We start from the raw sequence: 19,179 nt of genomic DNA, 5'->3' as shown, positions 1-19,179 counted from the left end.
GTGGTGAAAACCGGCTATTTTTATATCCAGAAGTCCTTAGCGTTGTAAATCTGCGTTTTGCTGGCGGTACCCCTGGTAGATCGCATCAACAAGTGGGTTTTCAATGGAATCGCCGTAATTTTTGGGCTGGCTGCGCTGCTTACTTTGGTTCAAGTCTTTGCCCGTTACCTGCTGAAAAGCCCGTTTGTATGGTCGGAAGAATTAGTGCGCTATGCAATGATCTGGATTGTCTTTTTGGGAACAGCGGTAGCACTGCGCAAAGGACACCTTATCGCGGTTGAGGTTGTTCAACACCTCGTCCCCAAAGCAATAAAAAAAATGATGGAAGTGGTTACAGTTCTCATTAACATGGTCCTGCTGTTTCTGCTGATCAAATACGGCTTTGGGATCATGACAAATCTTGGCGGTCAATCGACTGGGGCTATGGATATCCCGGTCTCCTGGACGTATGCCGCAATACCGGTCGGATCGCTCTTGGCGCTGTTGAACAGCCTCGTGGCTCTTTTCGAAATTTTCACCAAAAAAGAGGAGGACAAACATGGCGGCGATCTTGTTCTCTAGCTTACTGGTTCTGTTCATCGTCGGTGTTCCTGTCGCCTTTTCGATGGGATTTGCTAGTGTTTTGGCCATGACGAACGGGGGAATATCCCTGCAGGTCGTCATCCAACGCGTGTTTTCAAGCCTTGATTCGTTTCCACTCATGGCCATTCCATTTTTTATCCTCGCCGGTAATATCATGGAGCATAGCGGAATTTCCCAGCGCCTGATCCAGTTAGCGAATTCGCTTGTCGGACGAATGACCGGCGGCCTGGGAATGGTAACGGTATTGACGGCGATGTTTTTCGCCTCGATTTCCGGCTCCAGTGCAGCTACTACGGCAGCAATCGGGAGCATTCTGATTCCGGCCATGACCAAGCGGAGCTTTCCGAAGCCGTTTTCTACTTCAGTGCAAGCGGTTTCCGGAGAACTAGGGGTGATCATCCCTCCCTCCATCCCGATGATCATTTTTGCGCTGAGCGCGGGAACGGCGATTAGCATCGGCGATTTGTTTTTGGCAGGTGTTGGGCCGGGACTGCTCATTAGTGTATCGTTAATGTTGACGATTTATTTTGTCAGCAAGAAAAACGGGTATGGCCGCAAAGAAATGAGTGCGGAGGAACAGGCGGAAGAGGCGCGGCTCATGAGCTGGAGCGGCAGGCTGCACGCATTTCGCCAAGCCATTTTGCCGTTATTGATGCCTGTGATCATTCTTGGCGGGATCTACGGGGGAGTCTTCACTCCGACTGAGGCAGCAGCAGTGGCTGTCGGTTACGCACTCGTCCTCGGCATGTTTGTCTATCGGACCCTGGACTACATAAAAATGATGGACATTTTGCGCGGGTCGGTAATGTCTACAGCGGTTATCATGCTGATTATCGGCAATGACGGATTGCTTGGCTGGGTGCTCACGGCAGAAAAAGTACCGTCTCTGGTTGCCGGTTGGTTTGTCTCCATCTCGGATAGTCCTATTGTTTTCCTTTTGCTTGTAAACCTTCTGCTGCTCTTTATCGGAATGTTTTTAGAGACTGGCGCGTCCATCGTCATCGTAGCGCCCATCCTCACTCCGGTTGCGATGCAATTCGGAATTGACCCGATTCACTTCGGGATAATTATCATCGTGAACCTGGCTGTTGGAATGGTGACGCCGCCGATCGGCGTCAACCTGTTCGTAGCGTGCCAGATCGCAGGGTTGCGAATCGAGCAAATAATGAAATCAATGCTGCCATTTTATCTTGTTCTGCTAATTGACATCCTGCTTGTGACGTACCTCCCACAAATAAGCCTGTGGTTGCCAGCGCTTTTCAAACAATAGGGGGAATGCAATGAAAATCGTACTTGCACCTGACTCATTTAAAGGATCGATTTCCGCTCGCGATCTTTGCGCGGCGATTCGTCGCGGAATTCTTGCCATCGCCCCTGACATTGACGTAGTGGAACTGCCGCTCGCAGATGGGGGGGAAGGGACGATGGAGAACCTCGTACACGCCACAAACGGCAAAATAGTTGAATGCATCGTTCACGATCCGCTGGGCAGGCCGATCCAGTCAGCCTATGGCATCCTGGGGGATGAAACGACAGTCGTCATCGAGATGGCCAAGGCATCAGGACTGCCTTTACTGCAAGCAGACGAACGAGATCCGCTTGTTACGAGCAGCTATGGTACGGGCGAGCTCATCTCACACGCGCTTGGTGCAGGTTACCGACGCTTCATCGTCGGATTGGGGGGAAGTGCGACCAATGATGGCGGAGCAGGAATGCTCAAGGCACTCGGTGTCCAGTTTTTCGATCATGCCGGGCGTGAGCTCAGTGACGGTGGTGCAGCTCTGGAAGGGCTGGCATTGATCAATGCTTCGGGACTCGATCAGCGATTAAGCGAGTCCCGCTTTACAATTGCCAGTGACGTGACGAATCCATTGTGCGGTACGGAAGGAGCATCCGCTGTCTTTGGTCCGCAAAAAGGCGCTACACCCGAAATGGTGAAGCAGCTTGACCGTGCACTCGACCACTTTGGCGGGCAAATCGCCGCATTGACCGGAAACGATGTTCGAAAGCTACCAGGGAGCGGCGCTGCTGGCGGAATGGGGGCTGCGCTCCTGGCCTTTTTGCATGCAGACTTCAAGCCGGGCATCGAACTGGTCATGGAAGCGATTCAGTTTTCCGACAAGCTGCAAGGCGCTGATCTGATCATCACCGGGGAGGGCAAGCTGGACACGCAAACCCTTTCGGGCAAAGTCATCGCAGGTGTTTGCCGACAGGCAAGGCAGCAGGGCATTGCGACGGTTGCCCTCTGTGGTGGTATGGAGTTGGCTACCGAACAGATGGAGCAGATCGGGTTGCTTGCCGGATTCTCCATCGTTCCCAAGCCGTGCAGTCTGGAGCAGGCGATGGAACAGGCGGCTGTCTGGGCGGAAAAGCAGGCGGAGCAGCTCGTGCGCTTGCTGTATTTGCGCTCTACATTACATCTAGGAGAGGAAGAGAAACATGCGACCCAAAGTGTATATCACGCGAAGGATTCCGGAATCAGCAGTGGCCAAGCTTCGCGAGAGCTGTGAAATGGACATGTGGGACGAAACGGATGTACCAGTGCCGCGCGAAGTATTGGTAGATAAAATACAAGCGGTTGACGGTCTGTTATGCATGTTGACAGAAACGATTGACGAAGATTTGCTCACTCGGGCGAAACAGCTTTCCGTTGTGAGCAACATGGCAGTGGGGTTCAACAATATCGATGTCGATGCCGCCACGACAAAAGGCATCTTGGTGACGAATACACCGGGAGTACTGACAGAAACCACTGCCGATCTGACTTTTGCCTTGTTGATGGCTACAGCCCGCAGAATTGTTGAAGCGAGTGATTACGTGCGCAAAGGAAATTGGAAAGCCTGGTCGCCGATGCAAATGACCGGGCAGGATATCTACGGTGCGACGATGGGGATTATCGGTTTGGGACGGATTGGCGAAGCGCTGGCAAAGCGGGCGAAGGGCTTCGACATGCATGTTCTGTACTACAATCGCAACCGCAAGGAAAATGCGGAAAAAGAGCTCGGACTGGAATACGCAAGTCTGGAACGACTGCTGCAGGTATCGGACTACGTTTGTGTGCTGGCACCGTATACGCCACATACGCGCAACCTGATCGACAAGCGCGAGTTGAGTTTGATGAAGCCGACAGCCATTCTGATCAACACAGCCAGGGGTGGCATCGTCAATGAAGCCGCATTGTATGAAGCATTGAGGGACAACAAGCTCTGGGCAGCGGGTCTCGACGTCTTCGAGCAGGAGCCTGTCAGCCTAGACCATCCGCTGCTGACACTGCCCAACGTCGTGACGCTCCCGCACATCGGTAGTGCATCGATACAAACGCGGACGCGCATGGCGGAGCTTGCTGCAGCTAATTTGCTGCAAGGCGTATCTGGCCAAATGCCTACCCATCTCGTGAACAAAGACGTTCGTGGGTTGACGGACCGAAAATAATGGCAAAGCAGTTCAATCGGGTGCTGCGGTAGGCAGATGCGCGATGCTTCAGTCATTTTTTGGTGTAATATCCATTCACCTTCGCCAATACGCGACGCCTATTTAATTAGTATCTGGTTTGAGGTAATCTCTATTATAAAACCCCAGTAGGAAATACGGTTTTCCTACTGGGGTTTTGTAATAACTAGCATAAGAGTTTTGTTTACATAATAAATGTTTCGTTGACTATAATTAGCGAGTAACTCGGTCAACAGACGAACGTTGCTGATCTTCAGACGTATGAGTGTAGGTTTGCGTCGTAGTTATTGAGCTATGTCCAAGCTGTGTTTGAAGAGAGGGGAGAGTTGATTCAGGATCTTCAATGTACTTTGACGCAAAGCTGTGGCGTAGTCCGTGAACGGTAAGGCTAGGTTTGCCATATGCTGCACCGTACTTCTTCACGATCTCTTGAAACGTTCTCCAGTGCAATCTTTTTCCATGGGTTTTACCCGCAGATAAAAACAAGGCAGTTTCATTCTTGTCAGGTATATATCGAACTTCACGAACCTCAAGATACTTCTCTAACCAATATAGGGCCTCAATTGAAAAGAAGGGAGCATCTTCTTTATTACCCTTCCGGTTTATGAGAAGTTGCCGATCTTTTTTATCAATCTGGTCAAGGTTGAGATTAACTAGTTCTGAAAGTCGAATGCCGCTGCCTAATGTAAGTGCAATCATCGCTGTATCCCGTTCACGATTCTGATCATGATTCGATAATTGAAGTTTATGGGTACACACAGAGCGATACCCAGAATTAACAAAATCAATAAAATCAGTAATATCGTTGGTGCCAATAGACTTTGGTTTCATTCTCGCTCGGACAGCTGCAGGAGTTGATTTTTTGCTTGTTATTTCAATCTTGGCCATTACGTTATAGTTAAGCAGGGTCTGGTTCCTGTCTTCTGGATCCTCTTCTTTATACAGCCAGTTAAACAATGACTTCAATGAGGATAATTTTCGGCTGATAGCGGATTCACTCTGTTCTTCGGACGACTTTTTATGTTTCCCGTGTCTTTTTAAGTGACTGATATATCCCTGGATGTTTGTTCGATGAAGATTATCAAGATCGGAAAGAGGGATAGTGCTAGTGTTCTCAGCTGTGCTTAAAGATTCAACTATCATCCAACTGAAAAACATCTCATAGTCTAACGCATATCCCCGTAAAGTAGAGGGCGAGCACTTTTTTTCGTGCTCGAGGTACTGAAAATAAAGATCTACGTAATATGGAAGACGGGTTAGTCGGTCTTGAACCTCAGCTTTATGTTTCTGTCTTATTGTAAGCATAGAGGATGGGCTTCCTTGAAATCTGGTTGTATTTATATGTAGAAAATAAATGTTTACTACAAAGAACGTATGTTTTTATTATATTCTATAAGGAATATTGTGGAAAGTACTCTGCTGCTCAATTTTTTAACGGCCATTGATGCGTTGAAAAGTCATCTTTGAGGTGAGACAATAATTGGAAAAAACAGGGGGTAATGAGCTATCTGTGGATAGGTATGGTGTAAGAGAAATGAATCTTAGAAAACTACAAAACTATCCTAACGTGACAGTAAAGAATGTCGTATACAACACGGTTAACCAAAATTACGTAGACAATAAAGGGAATCATTTTGCAATGTTCGGCCGCACAAGTCATCGAAAAATTATTACTTCTCAGATCATCTCTGTCCATTTCCAGGATGGTCAACTCAGAGAAATCGATCTTGAAGATAGGAAAGCATGGAGAGCAATGATATCTTATTGAATATTTTAGCTTTGGTGGACAGACGAGTTGGAAAAAAGCGAATTTTAAACATGAGCGAGAAAATGAAGTTAAAGCATCCAATTGTTCAGTATTTTTATGAACTACGGCTTAGTACCTTATAAAATAATTAACTGATCAATTTCCAATCGAGAGCCCTGTAAAGTCTGTTTCTTTACACTCCTCTGATGTAGCGCTATTTGCAGCGGAAGGTATGTAATTTACCAACCGTATGTATTGATTGATACTTTAAGCACGTTCAATTATGAAAACGATGGGTCGGCAAAACATACGCTTCTATAGCAAAACAGTGGCGGACTAAGACTAGAAAAGTCATAGTCCGCTTCTTTGTGTTTGCTACTCTTTAGCATTAATAGCTTCCATTAAACAATCTTGATCTTTATCTTTATGTAGTGTTAGTTTAGCATCCTTAGGACTTATTCATTATTGAAGAGGGGCCAATTCCGCTCGCGATTTCCCGATGATTCAATGAATCAATTTGTTCATGGGGTTTGTCTACGTTTTTGTCGTGAGGGCTGGCGGGGACATATACCACTGGTGCACTCCGGGGGGCTATTTATGAACAATTGGCGAGGGAAACGTATGACTAATTATTCATCATCTCGTTCTGAGTGATGTTGGGTTGATCATTGTTTGTTTGGGGCCCTAGATTGGAACACAACATTACATAAAACATACACGAGATACACAAGTATGTTGATGTTTGCTATTAAACTAAATAATGAATTATCTGAAATAACAGAAAACTACGTTAATTGACTGGCATTTTCACATTAATACTTTGTGTAAGCAAGTAGATCAAAGTGAACAAGGAGGAGAAAAAAATGGATAAAAAATCCTATTATGAATTGCTTGAAAGTAAACTTCCAACTTATAAAGAATTCAAAAGGATTCCGGTACACGATAATGGAGAATCATTGGTTCCAATCGGAGGAGAATTCGAAGGGAAGATCCAAATCCTGGAGGACTACAAGAAATACACCGGTAACCAAATATTTGTCCGTTCCAATGTTCTGAAAATGCTTATTCAAGCCCAAAAAGCTTTAAAGGAAATCAATCAAGATTATAATCTTGAGATTTTATGTGGGTATCGTCATCCCGAAATTCAGGAAAAAACTCATAATGATATCAAGCAATTTCTGATTGATCGAGAGCCACAACTGGAGGGAGATGATTTAACAGAAGCTGCGCATCGTTTCAGTGCAGCCCCAGACGTTGCAGGACATCCGACAGGCGGTGCGGTTGACCTTCGAATCATCGGATCGGATGGTGCGCCCATTGACATGGGTCCAGCGTTTGTGCCGGATAAAGACGTCCATGTATTTTCTCTGTTTGTCGAGAGACCAGTGTGGAACAACCGGCAATTATTGCGGAATTGCATGGTAAAGGCCGGGTTTGCTCCATTTGACGGCGAATGGTGGCATTTTTCCTACGGAGACCGAGAATGGGCGAACTATTACGGCAAGGCAGAGGCAATTTATCAACAAATACGCTTTCAATTGTAATGTAAGTATCATGTTCCACTAAATAATGTTCCAAATGGGAGTGAAGCAGAATCATGCGATTGCAAGAGCAAGGTACTATCGATAATGCGGATAAAGTGGACGGTATTTTACCGGATTTCCCATACCTTGCCAGTAGAATGGAGGTTACGGAATGGGAGCTTATTCAATCAAACGCCTTACCCAAGGGTTGCTGCTCATTATAACTGTGAGCTACCTGGCATTTGCTTTATTGTATATCATGCCGGGAGATCCGATCGATATTCTTACGGGGGATCGTGTACCTCCTGAGAAAAAGGTTGAATTACGAATCAGTTATGGCTTGGATAAACCAATATATATTCAATATTATAACTGGCTGAAGAAGGTGCTTTCTGGCGATTTTGGCATTTCAATAAAGACAAAACAGCCAGTAGCGGAAGCCTTGAGTCAGCGTATTCCATTGACATTAAAACTGATCGGTATTGCAACAGTCATTCAAGTACTAGTATCAATACCGTTGGGTTTAGTAGCCGCATATAAGAAAGACTCATGGGTCGATCGACTGCTTATGACATTTGCAAGTGTAACTCAGGTTATTCCTAATTATTGGCTAGGGATACTACTTATTCTTTTGTTTTCAATAACACTAAAATGGCTGCCGATGAATGGCTATTCAAGTGCAAATCACTTTATCCTGCCTATTATATCCGTTGCATTCGGTGGGGCTGCAGGATTGATTCGATTAGCAAAAACAGAGGTCCTGGATGTTTTTCGTGAGAAATATGTGCTGACAGCATATGCAAAAGGATTGTCTGACAAGGCTGTAATTATTCGCCATGTACTCCGTAATTCATTGATCCTTATTGTTACTTTGGTTTTTATGGATATACCGTGGATCATTTCGGGGGCAGTAATAATCGAGAATGTATTTGTCATTCCGGGTATGGGCAGTTATTTGACAAACGCAATTACGAATCAGGATTTCCCGGTTGTTCAGGCTTGTGTATTGATCATTACCGTATTGACTGTTTTGTGCAATCTTGCAAGTGATCTGATTAACGGGATGTTGGATCCACGAATTCGTATGGAAATTTCGAGAGGTAACTGATATGAAAAAATTCTTAAAAAATAAAGCGAAATATTCTAATTTAATTATCGGTAGTAGTATGATTTTATTGCTTTTATTTGTGGCTTTATTTGCTAATTTTATAGCACCCTATCGATACGATGATTCAATGATGAACGAAAGGCTTCAAGAGCCAAGTATGCAACATTTATTAGGTACCGATTTCTATGGGCGGGATGTATTCAGTCGTATTTTGTATGGAGCACGCATCGCATTGCAGATTGCGGCACAATCGGTCGGCATCCAGCTTGTAATAGGCGTTACAATCGGTTTGTTGTGCGGCTATTTTGGAGGATGGATCGATCGGATTTTATCATTCATTATGGATATTACCTGGTCGATGCCGCCGCTTATTATAGCATTTGCGGTTGTTTCGGTACTTGGGCAAAGTCTTAACAATGCAATAATAGCGATCGCAGTAGTAAGCTGGGCTCAGTATGGTCGTATTGTACGTGCAAAGACAATGTCAATTAAAAACATGGCATTTTTGGAGACAGGCATTGCTTTTGGCGAAAGCACTCCAGCTTTACTTTTTCGCTATATATTGCCAAACGTTGTTCCATCTATGATAGTGATTGCGTCAATATCAATACCAAGCGCTATCATGTCAACAACTGCCCTTAGCTTTCTTGGCTTAGGGGCTCAATCACCGTCACCAGATTGGGGACTTGCTTTAAGTGATAGTGTCCGGCAATTGACCATGGCACCATGGCTGGGCATAGCACCTGGTTTAGCACTTGTTTATACGACCCTTGGTTTTTCAATGCTTGGGGAAGGGCTGCGCGATCTGATCGACCCGCGTTTACGGTCGCTATAAGGGGGCTTGCATACAAATGGAAACACTTCTGAAAATTAAAAATCTTAAAATAGACTATGCCGTACGTGGTGGTACGTTGTCTGCAGTAAATAATGTGAGTCTCGATATCAAACCAAAAGAAATTTTTGCGTTTCTCGGCGAATCTGGTTGCGGTAAATCGACTCTTTCATTAGCAATCATGCGTTTGCTTATGGATCGCAACACATCGGTTTCTGGAGAAATCGAATTCAAAGGAACAAACCTTCTAACACTTTCAAACCTTGAGATGAATCGTGTACGGGGGCGAAAAATCGGAATGATCTTCCAAAACCCACTTGATTCACTTAATCCGGTTTACCGCTCAGGCACACAGGTATATGAAGCCTTAACGCTTGACAAGGTTACTCGTCAGCAGGCATGGTCAAAAGTACTTCAGCTCTACCAAGATGTTAAGATTCCCGACGCTGAGCGCCGCATGAAAAGCTTTCCGAATGAGATGTCAGGAGGCATGCGCCAGAGAGTGATGATAGCAATGATGCTGTCACGCAATCCGGAACTGTTAATAGCCGATGAACCCACAACGGCACTCGATGTAACTACTGAGGCTCAGATACTCAATATTATGCGCTCGCTACGAGAGCAGTACGGTACGGCAATCCTTGTTATCACTCACAATTTAGGGATTGTCGCGGAAATCGCTGATCGTGTGGGAGTAATGTATGCAGGTGAGCTTGTTGAAATGGGGGATGTCAATACAATATTTGAAAATCCTTTGCATCCTTATACGAAGGCATTGATGCGAGCGCTACCACGTCATTCAAAGAACTTTGGCCGTATTTCAACGATTGAAGGTACTGTCCCACGCATAATTGGAGAATATATCGGTTGCCGGTTTGCAAACCGTTGTCCTTTTGCAGAAGATATCTGCCGTTCAAAGACACCGACTATGCGTGAAATTACTACCGGGCACTTTGTCAGCTGCCATAGAGAGGAAATACTATGAGCGATGCATTGATTCAAATTACAAACATAAAAAAGCACTTTTATATCACAGAGGGATTCCTGTTTAACAAACGTAAAATTGCTATGAAAGCAGTTGACGATGTTAGTCTGACCGTTCAAAAGGGCGAGATTGTAGGTATTGTAGGCGAATCAGGGTCAGGAAAAACTACACTTGCTCGTATCATACTTGGACTAATCAAGCAAACAGATGGTACTGTGACTATAAATGGTACGGATATGAATCGTATCGGCAGGAGCGCATTAAAAAAAATGCGGCATGATATTGCGGTAGTTTTTCAGGACCCGGCCTCTAATCTCAACCCGCGTATCACGGTTGAGGAATCTATTATGCGGCCAATGCGAATTTATGGTGTGCCGCTAAAGGAAGCGAAAACACGAGCCCGTGAAGTAATGGAGAAAGTAAAGCTGGATGCTTGTTATCTGGAAAGCTACCCGCACCAGCTTTCCGGAGGGCAACTTCAGCGCATTGCAGTAGCACGCGCGTTGGCTGTTCGTCCCAAAATCATGATATTGGACGAGCCAACCAGTGCACTTGATATATCTGTTCAAGCTCAGGTACTCAACCTGTTGCTTGATTTGCAGGAGGAGTATGGCTTGACCTATTTGGTTATCAGCCATGACCTCAATGTTATTCGCTATGTAAGCGATAAAATTGCCGTAATGTATCTAGGCAAAATTGTTGAATACGGGCCTGCCGAGGAAGTGTTTTTACATCCAAAACACCCTTATACGGTTGGACTCATGGCAGCAGTGCCCATCATGAATCCAAGGCTGCGGGGTACAAAAGTACCTTTGCTTGGGGGAGAGACTGGGAGTCTTATTGATGCCACGCCCGGATGCAGTTTGGTGTCGCGATGCATGCATGTCACGGAGGCTTGCAGAAAAATCTCGCCTGAACTTATCGAAATCTCAAAGGGCCATTTAGCTGCGTGCCATTTATACAATGAAAAATAAAAAGAAAGGGGGAAAACAAACAGCTTTTATTAAATCCTTGAAGATTCTAGTGAAATTTCGAAGGAGGCATGACGATGAAACGTAAACATATTTTTGGTATGGTTTTGGTCCTTATGTTACTTTTTAGTTTCGTTACTGGTTGCAATAAAGCTGATAATAAAGATGATCAAGAAAAGACAGCTGCAGCACCACGGTCAATCGTGATTTCTTCTGGTGAATGGCAAGGTGCAGATATAGCTCAAACAAATAATTCTTTTGCTACCCAATATTTAATTGCCGATTCACTGCTCAATTATGAAACGGATGGATCCATGACCTCAAACGTTGCAAAATCTTATAATGTCAGTCCGGACGGCCTAACTGTTACGATTGAAATGCCTGATGACCTCCGGTTTCATGATGGTACATCTGTTACACCGAATGATGTGAAATTTTCTATTGAACATGTAATAAAAGTAAGTCCCTTTGCTAGTGATTTTGCAGCAGTCAAATCTGTCGAAGTCAGCGGTAATAATGTGATTGTTTCTCTGAGCACACCTTCGACAACATTTTTGTTTAATCTCGGGTCGAACCTCATGCCTATTTTAAAAGCAGCTGAAAGTAGCGGCAAGACAAAGGAGCAATTACTGTGGGGCGCCACTATTTATGGCGCATACTATGTTGATGAATATGTCGCCGGTGATCACGTAACGTTGAAGAAGAATCCTTATTATAAAACATACAATCAACATGTTATCAATAAAGGTCCAATGAATATTGAAACAATCACTGTCCGTTTTATTAAAGACACGTTTGCAAATGTGCAAGGTATGTTATCCGGAGAAATCGCAAATGTGGAAGGTCTCTCGGCCGACGTAAAGGCTCAGTTGGCAGATAATGCGGATATCGTTACGGAATGGGAATCACAACCTAATGTAACACGCTTCGAAATGAATAACGATTTCGAGCTTTTCAAAGATCCCGATATCAGACTGGCAATGATGCTTTTGATTGACCGGGAACAAACAAAAGTATATTCCAATGGAAACTACGAACCAGTATATGCTTATAGTGTAGCCGGAATGTCAGATTATAGTTCTTCGGCTGAAGAGTATTTTAAGGCAAAATACGTGAATGACGCCAAACGTGGTTTGCAGATTCTTTCGGACAAAGGCTGGAATGATAGCGATGGAGACGGATTTTTGGATAGCAACGGCAAAAAGTTTGAATTTACTTTATCGTTCAATAGTGATGCTCTGAAAAATCTTGCTGAATGCCTCCAAATTCAATTTAAAGAACAAGGTATAAAGATGAATATCAACTATATTGATTTTGGGTCATTCAAAAATTTGTATAAAAGCGACAAGCATGAAGCAGCTATCAGTGTGTTTTCATGGGGTGACACAGCAGGTACACTTCCCTATATTGTCAGGGACCAGAACATATTTGACTTTAACGCGTACGATAAAATTCTTCAAGAGGCTATCACTACGGCAGATAAAGATAAGCGTATTGCAGGTTATACCAAGGCTCAGGAGATGCTCATGGATTCAAGATGCAATCTTCCGCTTGTTCGTGTAAATTCGTTGCTTGTCTACAATAAAAAGCTTTTACCTAATTTTAGAGTACTTAATAACATTCCGTATTTTAACGACGTACAATAGTGCTTGTCATACAAGGATTCTATCCACAAGCTTATGAGAGTTGCTACGTGTATGGCAACTACCCCCCATTTTTACCATTCCACTCGTTGATGAGTGAATCATTTATATGGAGGATTAAATCATGCAAAATTCAATATCCAAAATGATGCAAAGCTATACGAAGGAAGCGTATGAACGTGGCTTTTTTAACGGGTGCATATTGCTTGCGCACAAGAATGACATCCTTTTTGAAACAGCACTTGGAATTGCCAATATGGCAAAAAAAACAGAACTAAATCTGGATAGCGTATTTGAACTAGCATCTGTGAGTAAGCAGTTTACAGCTTCTGCAATCATATTGCTTCGCGATAAAGGGGTTCTTTCCCTAAACGATGACTTGGAAAAGTATTTTCCCGGGATCCCCTATAAAGGACGAACGATAAAGAATCTACTTAACCACACTGCAGGAATCCCTGATTACATGGAGTGGGTAAACAAGCAGGCTGAGCTAACGGGAACAATACCCAAAAATGATGTTATCGAAAAATTTCTTATTGAATCCAATCTTCCAGAAGAATTTGCAGTAGGTACCAAATGGAGTTATTCAAATACAGGCTATGCTGCTTTGGCTTTGATCATAGAAAAGGCATCAGGCATGCCATTTGGTACTTTTTTAGAAAAAGAGATTTTTCAACCGGCAAATATGAATAGCACCTGCGTCTATCACAGGCGTTTGAACGGAGATACCATTCCTAATTATGCGTACGGCTATATTTTCGAAAATGGAGAATATATACTGCCGGATGACTCACAGAACAGCCAGTTTGTCATTCCCTTGGATGGGATTGAAGGAGATGGCATCGTCAACTCAAATCTCCATGACATGCTAAAGTGGAGTCTTGCATTGAAGGAAGGAACGATTATCTCCCATGCAAGCCAGCAGGAGATGTATACTCCAACATATGTAAATGGGAAATCGGAGCCCTACGGGTACGGTTGGAGGATATTTAATAATGAAAAAGCAGGTTATGGTGTGCGTCATGCAGGCGGATGGCCGGGATATCACACTCAGTTTATACGGTATATTGATAAGGAAATGACTTTCGTTATGTTGACGAATCGGACAGGCGGCGATGTATGGGGGGGACGTACATTCCTTGAAGGCATTGAGTCTATTGTTGAAGGTCGGATGCCACAACCAATAACAACAACCGATGAACTTATTGATCAAGATTTTGATAAATCAAAATACCCAGCTCTGTGTGGGAACTATGAGGGTGACATTTCAGTAAATTTGAAGGATAACAGCTTATTTGCTTCTTTCAATAATAGGGAACGAACCATGACACTCGAAATTTTGCCTGCGAAAGACGGACGGTTTATTACTCACATCGGCATCAGTTTTAAATTCGAGGGATCAATGATTTCTCTAGACTATGGCTCGGGATTCGAGACCTTATATAAAAAGCTTGAGGATTAACGTGGAAGCCGGAAAGCTTAATCAAAACACGGGAGGAATCACGAATGAAAGTGTTTATATCCTTGGACATGGAAGGGATTTCTGGCATTACGGAGTGGGAGGATACCATTCCAGGTAATCGGCATTACGAGGCAGGACGTCGGCTTCTTACCCAAGATGTAAACGCTGCCATCGAAGGTGCACTGGAAGCAGGAGCTACACAGATTGTCGTCAATGAGTCACACGGCCCAATGAACAATTTGATCCTTGAGGATTTGCATCCACAGGCGGACGTCATCCGAGGGTCCTTCAAGCCGCTGAGTATGATGCAAGGAATTGACAGCACGTACGACGCCGCCTTTTTTGTCGGGTATCACGGAAAGGCAGGCGTGGGTGATGCAGTGCTCAATCATACGTATTCCAGCTTGGCAATCCACCGTTTAGTGCTGAATGGCAAAGAAGTGGGAGAGGCAGGATTAAATGCTACTATTGCTGGAGCCTTTGGCGTTCCAGTCGTACTGGTGACAGGCGACTCACAAACTGTGCAGGAAGTGGAGGAGCATATACCGGGGGTCTTTACAGTTGCTGTGAAGACGGGCATTACCGGGCTCTCCTCCCAGGCGATTCACCCTGTCCGTGCACGCGAGATGATTCGTCAGAAAGCAAAAGAGGCGCTGATTAACCTCAGCAAGGTACAGCCGCTTGTCCAGAAGGCAGAAAATACACTCGAAGTGGAGTTCACCAAATCCCAGTTTGCTACGGCTGTCAGCTGGATGCCCGGAGTCGAGCTCATCGAAGGACGTACGATTCGTTTCCAATCCGCGGATGTGGTCAGCATGATGCCTGTACTGACATCGATGTTGTTGATTACAGGCCAAGTGAATCGGATGATCACAGGCTAATAGGCAACGAATTATGGAAAGGCAGTAGCAGAATCTAGACAAGGCAAGAAAGTCTTGGACTGCTACTGCCTTATTTGATTTCAAACAAGCCAGAAGTGCTCAACGCCTTTCCGTGCAGTGCTTGTAGGAAGGCAAACCCTCGATATACAAAGGTTTGCTTGAAAAGGTGAATAAAATTCTGTAATATATGAAAAATGAATTTATTAATTCTATCACAAGACTAGAGTACGAATATGACCGCCACAGTTTCCCAATCCCTCTCCCGGATAGAAGAGGGTTGGTTTATCAGCAAGTTCAAATAAAAGAAAAAGGACATAGGGCAATGATGAATAAAACTGTTCTTATTGTTGAAGATGAACAAAAACTACGTGAAGTTATTACCCTATTCCTGCATGGAGATGGATTGCAAGTGCTTGAGGCCGAAACCGGTGAACAAGCAATGAAAATCTTTTCTGAAAGCTCAGTCGATCTTGTTATTCTGGATATCATGTTGCCGAATATGAGCGGATTCGATGTTTGTGAGCGCATCCGGAAGAATTCAGATGTACCGATTCTTTTCCTAACAGCGCTTGGAGATGATGATTATTACACACTTGGATACCGTTTGGGCGCAGATGATTATATTGTCAAACCGTTTAAGGCATCAATTCTCGCCCTTAAAGTTCGGCGTATTTTTGAAAGGCAGGCCAAAGCTGATCCTGTGAAGATAACAGCAAAAGGTATCGAACTGGACATAGATGGTTTTCGGTGTCTTATTGATGGGATGAATATCGAATTAACTCAAAAGGAATTTCATTTGCTGCAAATTTTAATGCTTAACGAGGGACGTACCATGACACGCGATTATCTTCTCAATGCGGTATGGGGTTACGACTTTTATAACGAGAGCCGTGTTGTCGATAATCATATAAAAAATATGCGACGTAAGCTTGGGACTTATTCAACATATATCAAAACAGTCATTTCTGTCGGGTACAAATACGAGAAAAACATATGAAAATCAAGAAATCAATAATGCTTCAAATATTCTTTACAATCTTATCTATATTTTTACTTGTATTTGTTTTGCAATTTATATTTTTTGGCAAATATTTCACTTCTCTATATAGCAATTTTTTATTAAGAGATATCCGTGCAGAATTTCAAAGTGCGGTTGACCAATTCTCTAACAGCAAAAATGAGAAGGCCAATTCTGTTTTAAGTACCTATGCTGTGTCTTATGACGCACCTGTGCTTGCTTTTACCGAAGATTACAGCGTTATTGGGCAAGGGCTTTTCAACTATCTAAGCATTTTGACGGTTCGAGTACCCGAAGTTGGCATTTGTCGTATTCTTATTAGCGGATTAAATGAACTGCCCACTATTAATTTAAATGATTTACTGACGATTGAAGCGGTACGTGTGGGTGAGAGCAATTACTTCGAACCCTACTCGATCCGCTCTACGAACAAAATATATCTATATCGACAAACAGAGAGAACAAAGGACACGAGAACAATAACGGCAACCAGTAACTGGTATACCGAAAACGAAGGAAGTCTTTTAAACGACCGTGCACGAATCATCTATGATCTAATGAAAGATTGCCTGATTGAAAGAAAAGATATCAAAACATATCTTGCTGAGATTACAAAAGAGCCGTTTACAGATAAGAGAGGAACATCGTACTATATCATTTCCGAAAGCAGGCGTATTGACGGAGTCGTGACTTATTTTGTAACTATCCGGCCTATTGTTGTATCCAATAGTGAAGTACGATATTTTAGCAATTATTTTTATACAGTTTATTGTATTCTTGGCATCCTTTTAATAGCGGCGGTATTTATTTTGTCCAGGAAGCTGAGTGCACCCATCGTACGTCTTTCAACTGTAACCAGTAAGCTTGCTTCCAAGGATTTTTCAGTCAGGGCAAATGTCAACTTACAGAACGAAGTTGGACAACTTTCGGAAAGCATAAATGTGATGGCAGACAACCTTCAAGCAGCAATGGAAGAATTGCAGCAATCGGCTGAGGTAGCAAAAGTAAACGAAAAACGTATGAAGCTGTTGCTTGCTGACCTGGCCCATGAGTTTAAAACACCGCTTGGGATAATTTCACTTTATAGTGAAGTTATTGAAAACGGAATGTTTGAAAAGGAGCCTGCATACTATTTTGGAATTATTGAGCAAGAAATTGAAAACCTGACCCAGATGATTGACGAGACCATTCAGCTGTCAAAGCTGGAGGCAGGATACTGGGAATACAAACCCGCACCGTTATACATCAGTGACCTTATCGAGGGGGCACTTTCAAGGTTCTCAGAAAAGATTATGCGAGAAAACTTTACGTTAAAGGTTGATTTACTGGATGCGATGGTTTTTGCTGATGGGCGGCGGATTGAGCAAGTATTAACGAATTTGATTTCAAATGCCTTAAAATATTCCAGTGAGAAAAAAGTTATTGAGGTGCGCGTTACAAGAGAGAATGGAAATGTGAAGGTCCGCATTTGCAACGATGGATATATTTCCGAGCAAGACATTAACCACATATGGGAGCGTTATTACCGGGCATCAGAAAAAACGACGGCACGATTGCCAAGCGAGGGTATTGGTCTTGAAATTGTGAAGCATATTTTGATTATGCATAATAGCAATTTTGAGGTGCGGCAGGAAGCGGATATGGTTTGTTTTTATTTTACAATTCCACTCGTTGATGAATGAATAATTCATGCGATTCAGATGTCATGAGGTTTTTTGGACGGTGTTTACGCTATCCCATCTGATTCTGGAATAAAATATAATGTAAGAGCAATAGACGGAAGAGCAAATAAAGCAATTCCAAATTGAATCAATCGTTAAGAAATAAAACCCGGTGAATGCACCGGGTTTTTGTGTCTAAGGAAACAGATGGACCAAATGAAATGAACCAGTGCCTCCAAATAAAATTGTGTTAGATTAATATCTCCAGTCTAAAACAATATTATTATCAGACAAGAGTGGTTGTTTTTTAAAAGAATCCTATATGTGAGATGAAATACACATTTTTCAAATCTCAGTACATGAAAAAGCAATTTCATGTACTGAGATTAAACATAGCATTTTTCTCTAAAGGTTGAAGCAATCCATAATGCAAATTCCATTTTTACTAGCGTCGAGGTAAATTGATTGCAAGGTATATTATTTTCAATATTGTACAAACTGATAATAGATACGGAATTGCAGATGTGTTTCCTATAACCCACGGCTGGTTAAGCCATACAAAATTAGTTAGGCCATTTGATTTCGTTCGTGACCCGTAAATCTTATTGAATTATGGGTTTTTTTCATGCTCAAATTTGATGCTGGTTTTCATACTCCAAGCTGCTCAAATTGGTTTGTAAAGAGTTCTAGTTTTAGATAATGGCTGCGATACAAATTTAAACCGTAAGGACTACGTCATGTATGTACCAAAACACTCTTAAAGCATGATGCGTTTAAAGTAGGGGTTTACTCAATCATTATCACCGGATCTAGATAATTATACATAATATCAATTATGGGTAATTATCTGTTGGAGAATGGACCAATATATGGTATACTCATAACAAGAACGTATGTTTTGTTATTATTGCAGCACACGATTAAAAATAATTGTTAAATCTAGAAATCTCTCATATAACTATCAATTAATGGATGACTTTTGCATAACTTAACTCAGTATTGTTTTGAACATTTAAATCGGGCTTAAAACTAAGTATACATTTAAGGCTAACTTATCTGATTTAGATTTAACTTTACCGGTTTTTGTATAGGTTTCAAAATGGTAACCACTAGACCTTTCATGGTTACCACAACGACCTGTTCACATAATAAATTTACGGTTAACATAATTATGTATTAATACATTTATGTATAATTTTGTCGAATCTTGCGAAAGGAGTTCTAGTGTCATGGCAAAATCTGTCTTGTGTCAAAAAACGAATGGAAATCCACTCAGTCAACCGGTACCAGATTAGCCGTGAGTCTCAATGTAGAAG

The 19,179-nt window shown here is 43.0% G+C and carries 15 protein-coding genes and 1 pseudogene; 15 read left to right on the top strand and 1 reads right to left on the bottom strand.

Annotated features, from left to right (window positions below; all coding sequences use genetic code 11):
• Positions 1-57 precede the first annotated feature (57 nt).
• The 4 genes from JZI27_RS22905 to JZI27_RS22890 are packed head-to-tail and all read left to right on the top strand — an operon-like array spanning position 58 to position 4,014.
• The gene (locus tag JZI27_RS22905) at positions 58-561 is read left to right on the top strand and encodes a TRAP transporter small permease (RefSeq protein WP_280209456.1); all 504 of its coding nucleotides are present in this window, start codon (positions 58-60) and stop codon (positions 559-561) included.
• Positions 539-1,852, top strand: a complete 1,314-nt coding sequence (locus JZI27_RS22900; protein ID WP_280209455.1) for a TRAP transporter large permease — start codon at positions 539-541, stop codon at positions 1,850-1,852. Before JZI27_RS22905 ends, JZI27_RS22900 begins: the two co-directional genes overlap by 23 nt.
• 10 nt (positions 1,853-1,862) lie before the next feature.
• Entirely contained in the window at positions 1,863-3,092 is a 1,230-nt protein-coding gene (locus JZI27_RS22895) for a glycerate kinase (protein ID WP_280209454.1), read from the top strand.
• On the top strand, positions 3,022-4,014 hold the full coding sequence (locus tag JZI27_RS22890) for a 2-hydroxyacid dehydrogenase (protein WP_280209453.1): 993 nt from the start codon (positions 3,022-3,024) through the stop codon (positions 4,012-4,014). The genes JZI27_RS22895 and JZI27_RS22890 overlap by 71 nt, the downstream gene beginning before the upstream one ends.
• 231 nt (positions 4,015-4,245) lie before the next feature.
• On the opposite strand, the gene xerS is transcribed toward JZI27_RS22890, so the two are convergent.
• On the bottom strand, positions 4,246-5,337 hold the full coding sequence (xerS, locus tag JZI27_RS22885; protein WP_280209452.1) for a tyrosine recombinase XerS: 1,092 nt from the start codon (positions 5,335-5,337) through the stop codon (positions 4,246-4,248).
• A 432-nt stretch (positions 5,338-5,769) separates the two neighbouring features.
• Between xerS and JZI27_RS25130 the strand changes: the two are divergent.
• From JZI27_RS25130 to JZI27_RS22835, 11 genes and pseudogenes are all read left to right on the top strand, one after another.
• Positions 5,770-5,922 (top strand): annotated as a pseudogene (locus JZI27_RS25130) (SF0329 family protein); the annotation flags it as partial.
• A 720-nt stretch (positions 5,923-6,642) separates the two neighbouring features.
• Positions 6,643-7,323: a M15 family metallopeptidase gene (locus JZI27_RS22880; protein WP_280209451.1), complete on the top strand. Its 681-nt coding sequence runs from the start codon at positions 6,643-6,645 to the stop codon at positions 7,321-7,323.
• Positions 7,324-7,474: 151 nt separating this feature from the next.
• Entirely contained in the window at positions 7,475-8,410 is a 936-nt protein-coding gene (locus JZI27_RS22875) for an ABC transporter permease (RefSeq protein ID WP_280209450.1), read from the top strand.
• A gap of 1 nt (position 8,411) precedes the next feature.
• Positions 8,412-9,245 (top strand): ABC transporter permease, encoded by an 834-nt coding sequence (locus JZI27_RS22870; protein WP_280209449.1) that lies wholly within the window; start codon positions 8,412-8,414, stop codon positions 9,243-9,245.
• A 16-nt stretch (positions 9,246-9,261) separates the two neighbouring features.
• Positions 9,262-10,227, top strand: coding sequence for an ABC transporter ATP-binding protein (locus JZI27_RS22865; RefSeq protein ID WP_280209447.1), 966 nt, complete (start codon positions 9,262-9,264; stop codon positions 10,225-10,227).
• Positions 10,224-11,201, top strand: a complete 978-nt coding sequence (locus JZI27_RS22860) for an ABC transporter ATP-binding protein (RefSeq protein WP_280209446.1) — start codon at positions 10,224-10,226, stop codon at positions 11,199-11,201. Before JZI27_RS22865 ends, JZI27_RS22860 begins: the two co-directional genes overlap by 4 nt.
• A 74-nt stretch (positions 11,202-11,275) precedes the next feature.
• The gene (locus JZI27_RS22855; RefSeq protein WP_280209444.1) at positions 11,276-12,844 is read left to right on the top strand and encodes an ABC transporter substrate-binding protein; all 1,569 of its coding nucleotides are present in this window, start codon (positions 11,276-11,278) and stop codon (positions 12,842-12,844) included.
• Between the two features lie 121 nt (positions 12,845-12,965).
• Positions 12,966-14,303, top strand: coding sequence for a serine hydrolase domain-containing protein (locus JZI27_RS22850; RefSeq protein ID WP_280209442.1), 1,338 nt, complete (start codon positions 12,966-12,968; stop codon positions 14,301-14,303).
• 44 nt (positions 14,304-14,347) lie between these two features.
• Positions 14,348-15,184, top strand: a complete 837-nt coding sequence (locus tag JZI27_RS22845) for a M55 family metallopeptidase (protein ID WP_280209440.1) — start codon at positions 14,348-14,350, stop codon at positions 15,182-15,184.
• A 277-nt stretch (positions 15,185-15,461) separates the two neighbouring features.
• Entirely contained in the window at positions 15,462-16,181 is a 720-nt protein-coding gene (locus JZI27_RS22840) for a response regulator transcription factor (protein WP_280209438.1), read from the top strand.
• A complete protein-coding gene (locus tag JZI27_RS22835) occupies positions 16,178-17,884 on the top strand; it encodes a sensor histidine kinase (RefSeq protein WP_280209436.1) in 1,707 nt (568 codons plus the stop codon). The genes JZI27_RS22840 and JZI27_RS22835 overlap by 4 nt, the downstream gene beginning before the upstream one ends.
• Positions 17,885-19,179 lie beyond the last annotated feature (1,295 nt).

Source organism: Brevibacillus sp. AY1, from assembly GCF_029870785.1.
GTDB lineage: Bacteria > Bacillota > Bacilli > Brevibacillales > Brevibacillaceae > Brevibacillus > Brevibacillus invocatus.
Note: the sequence above shows the minus strand (reverse complement) of the source record. Positions and strands in the feature narration are given on the sequence as shown.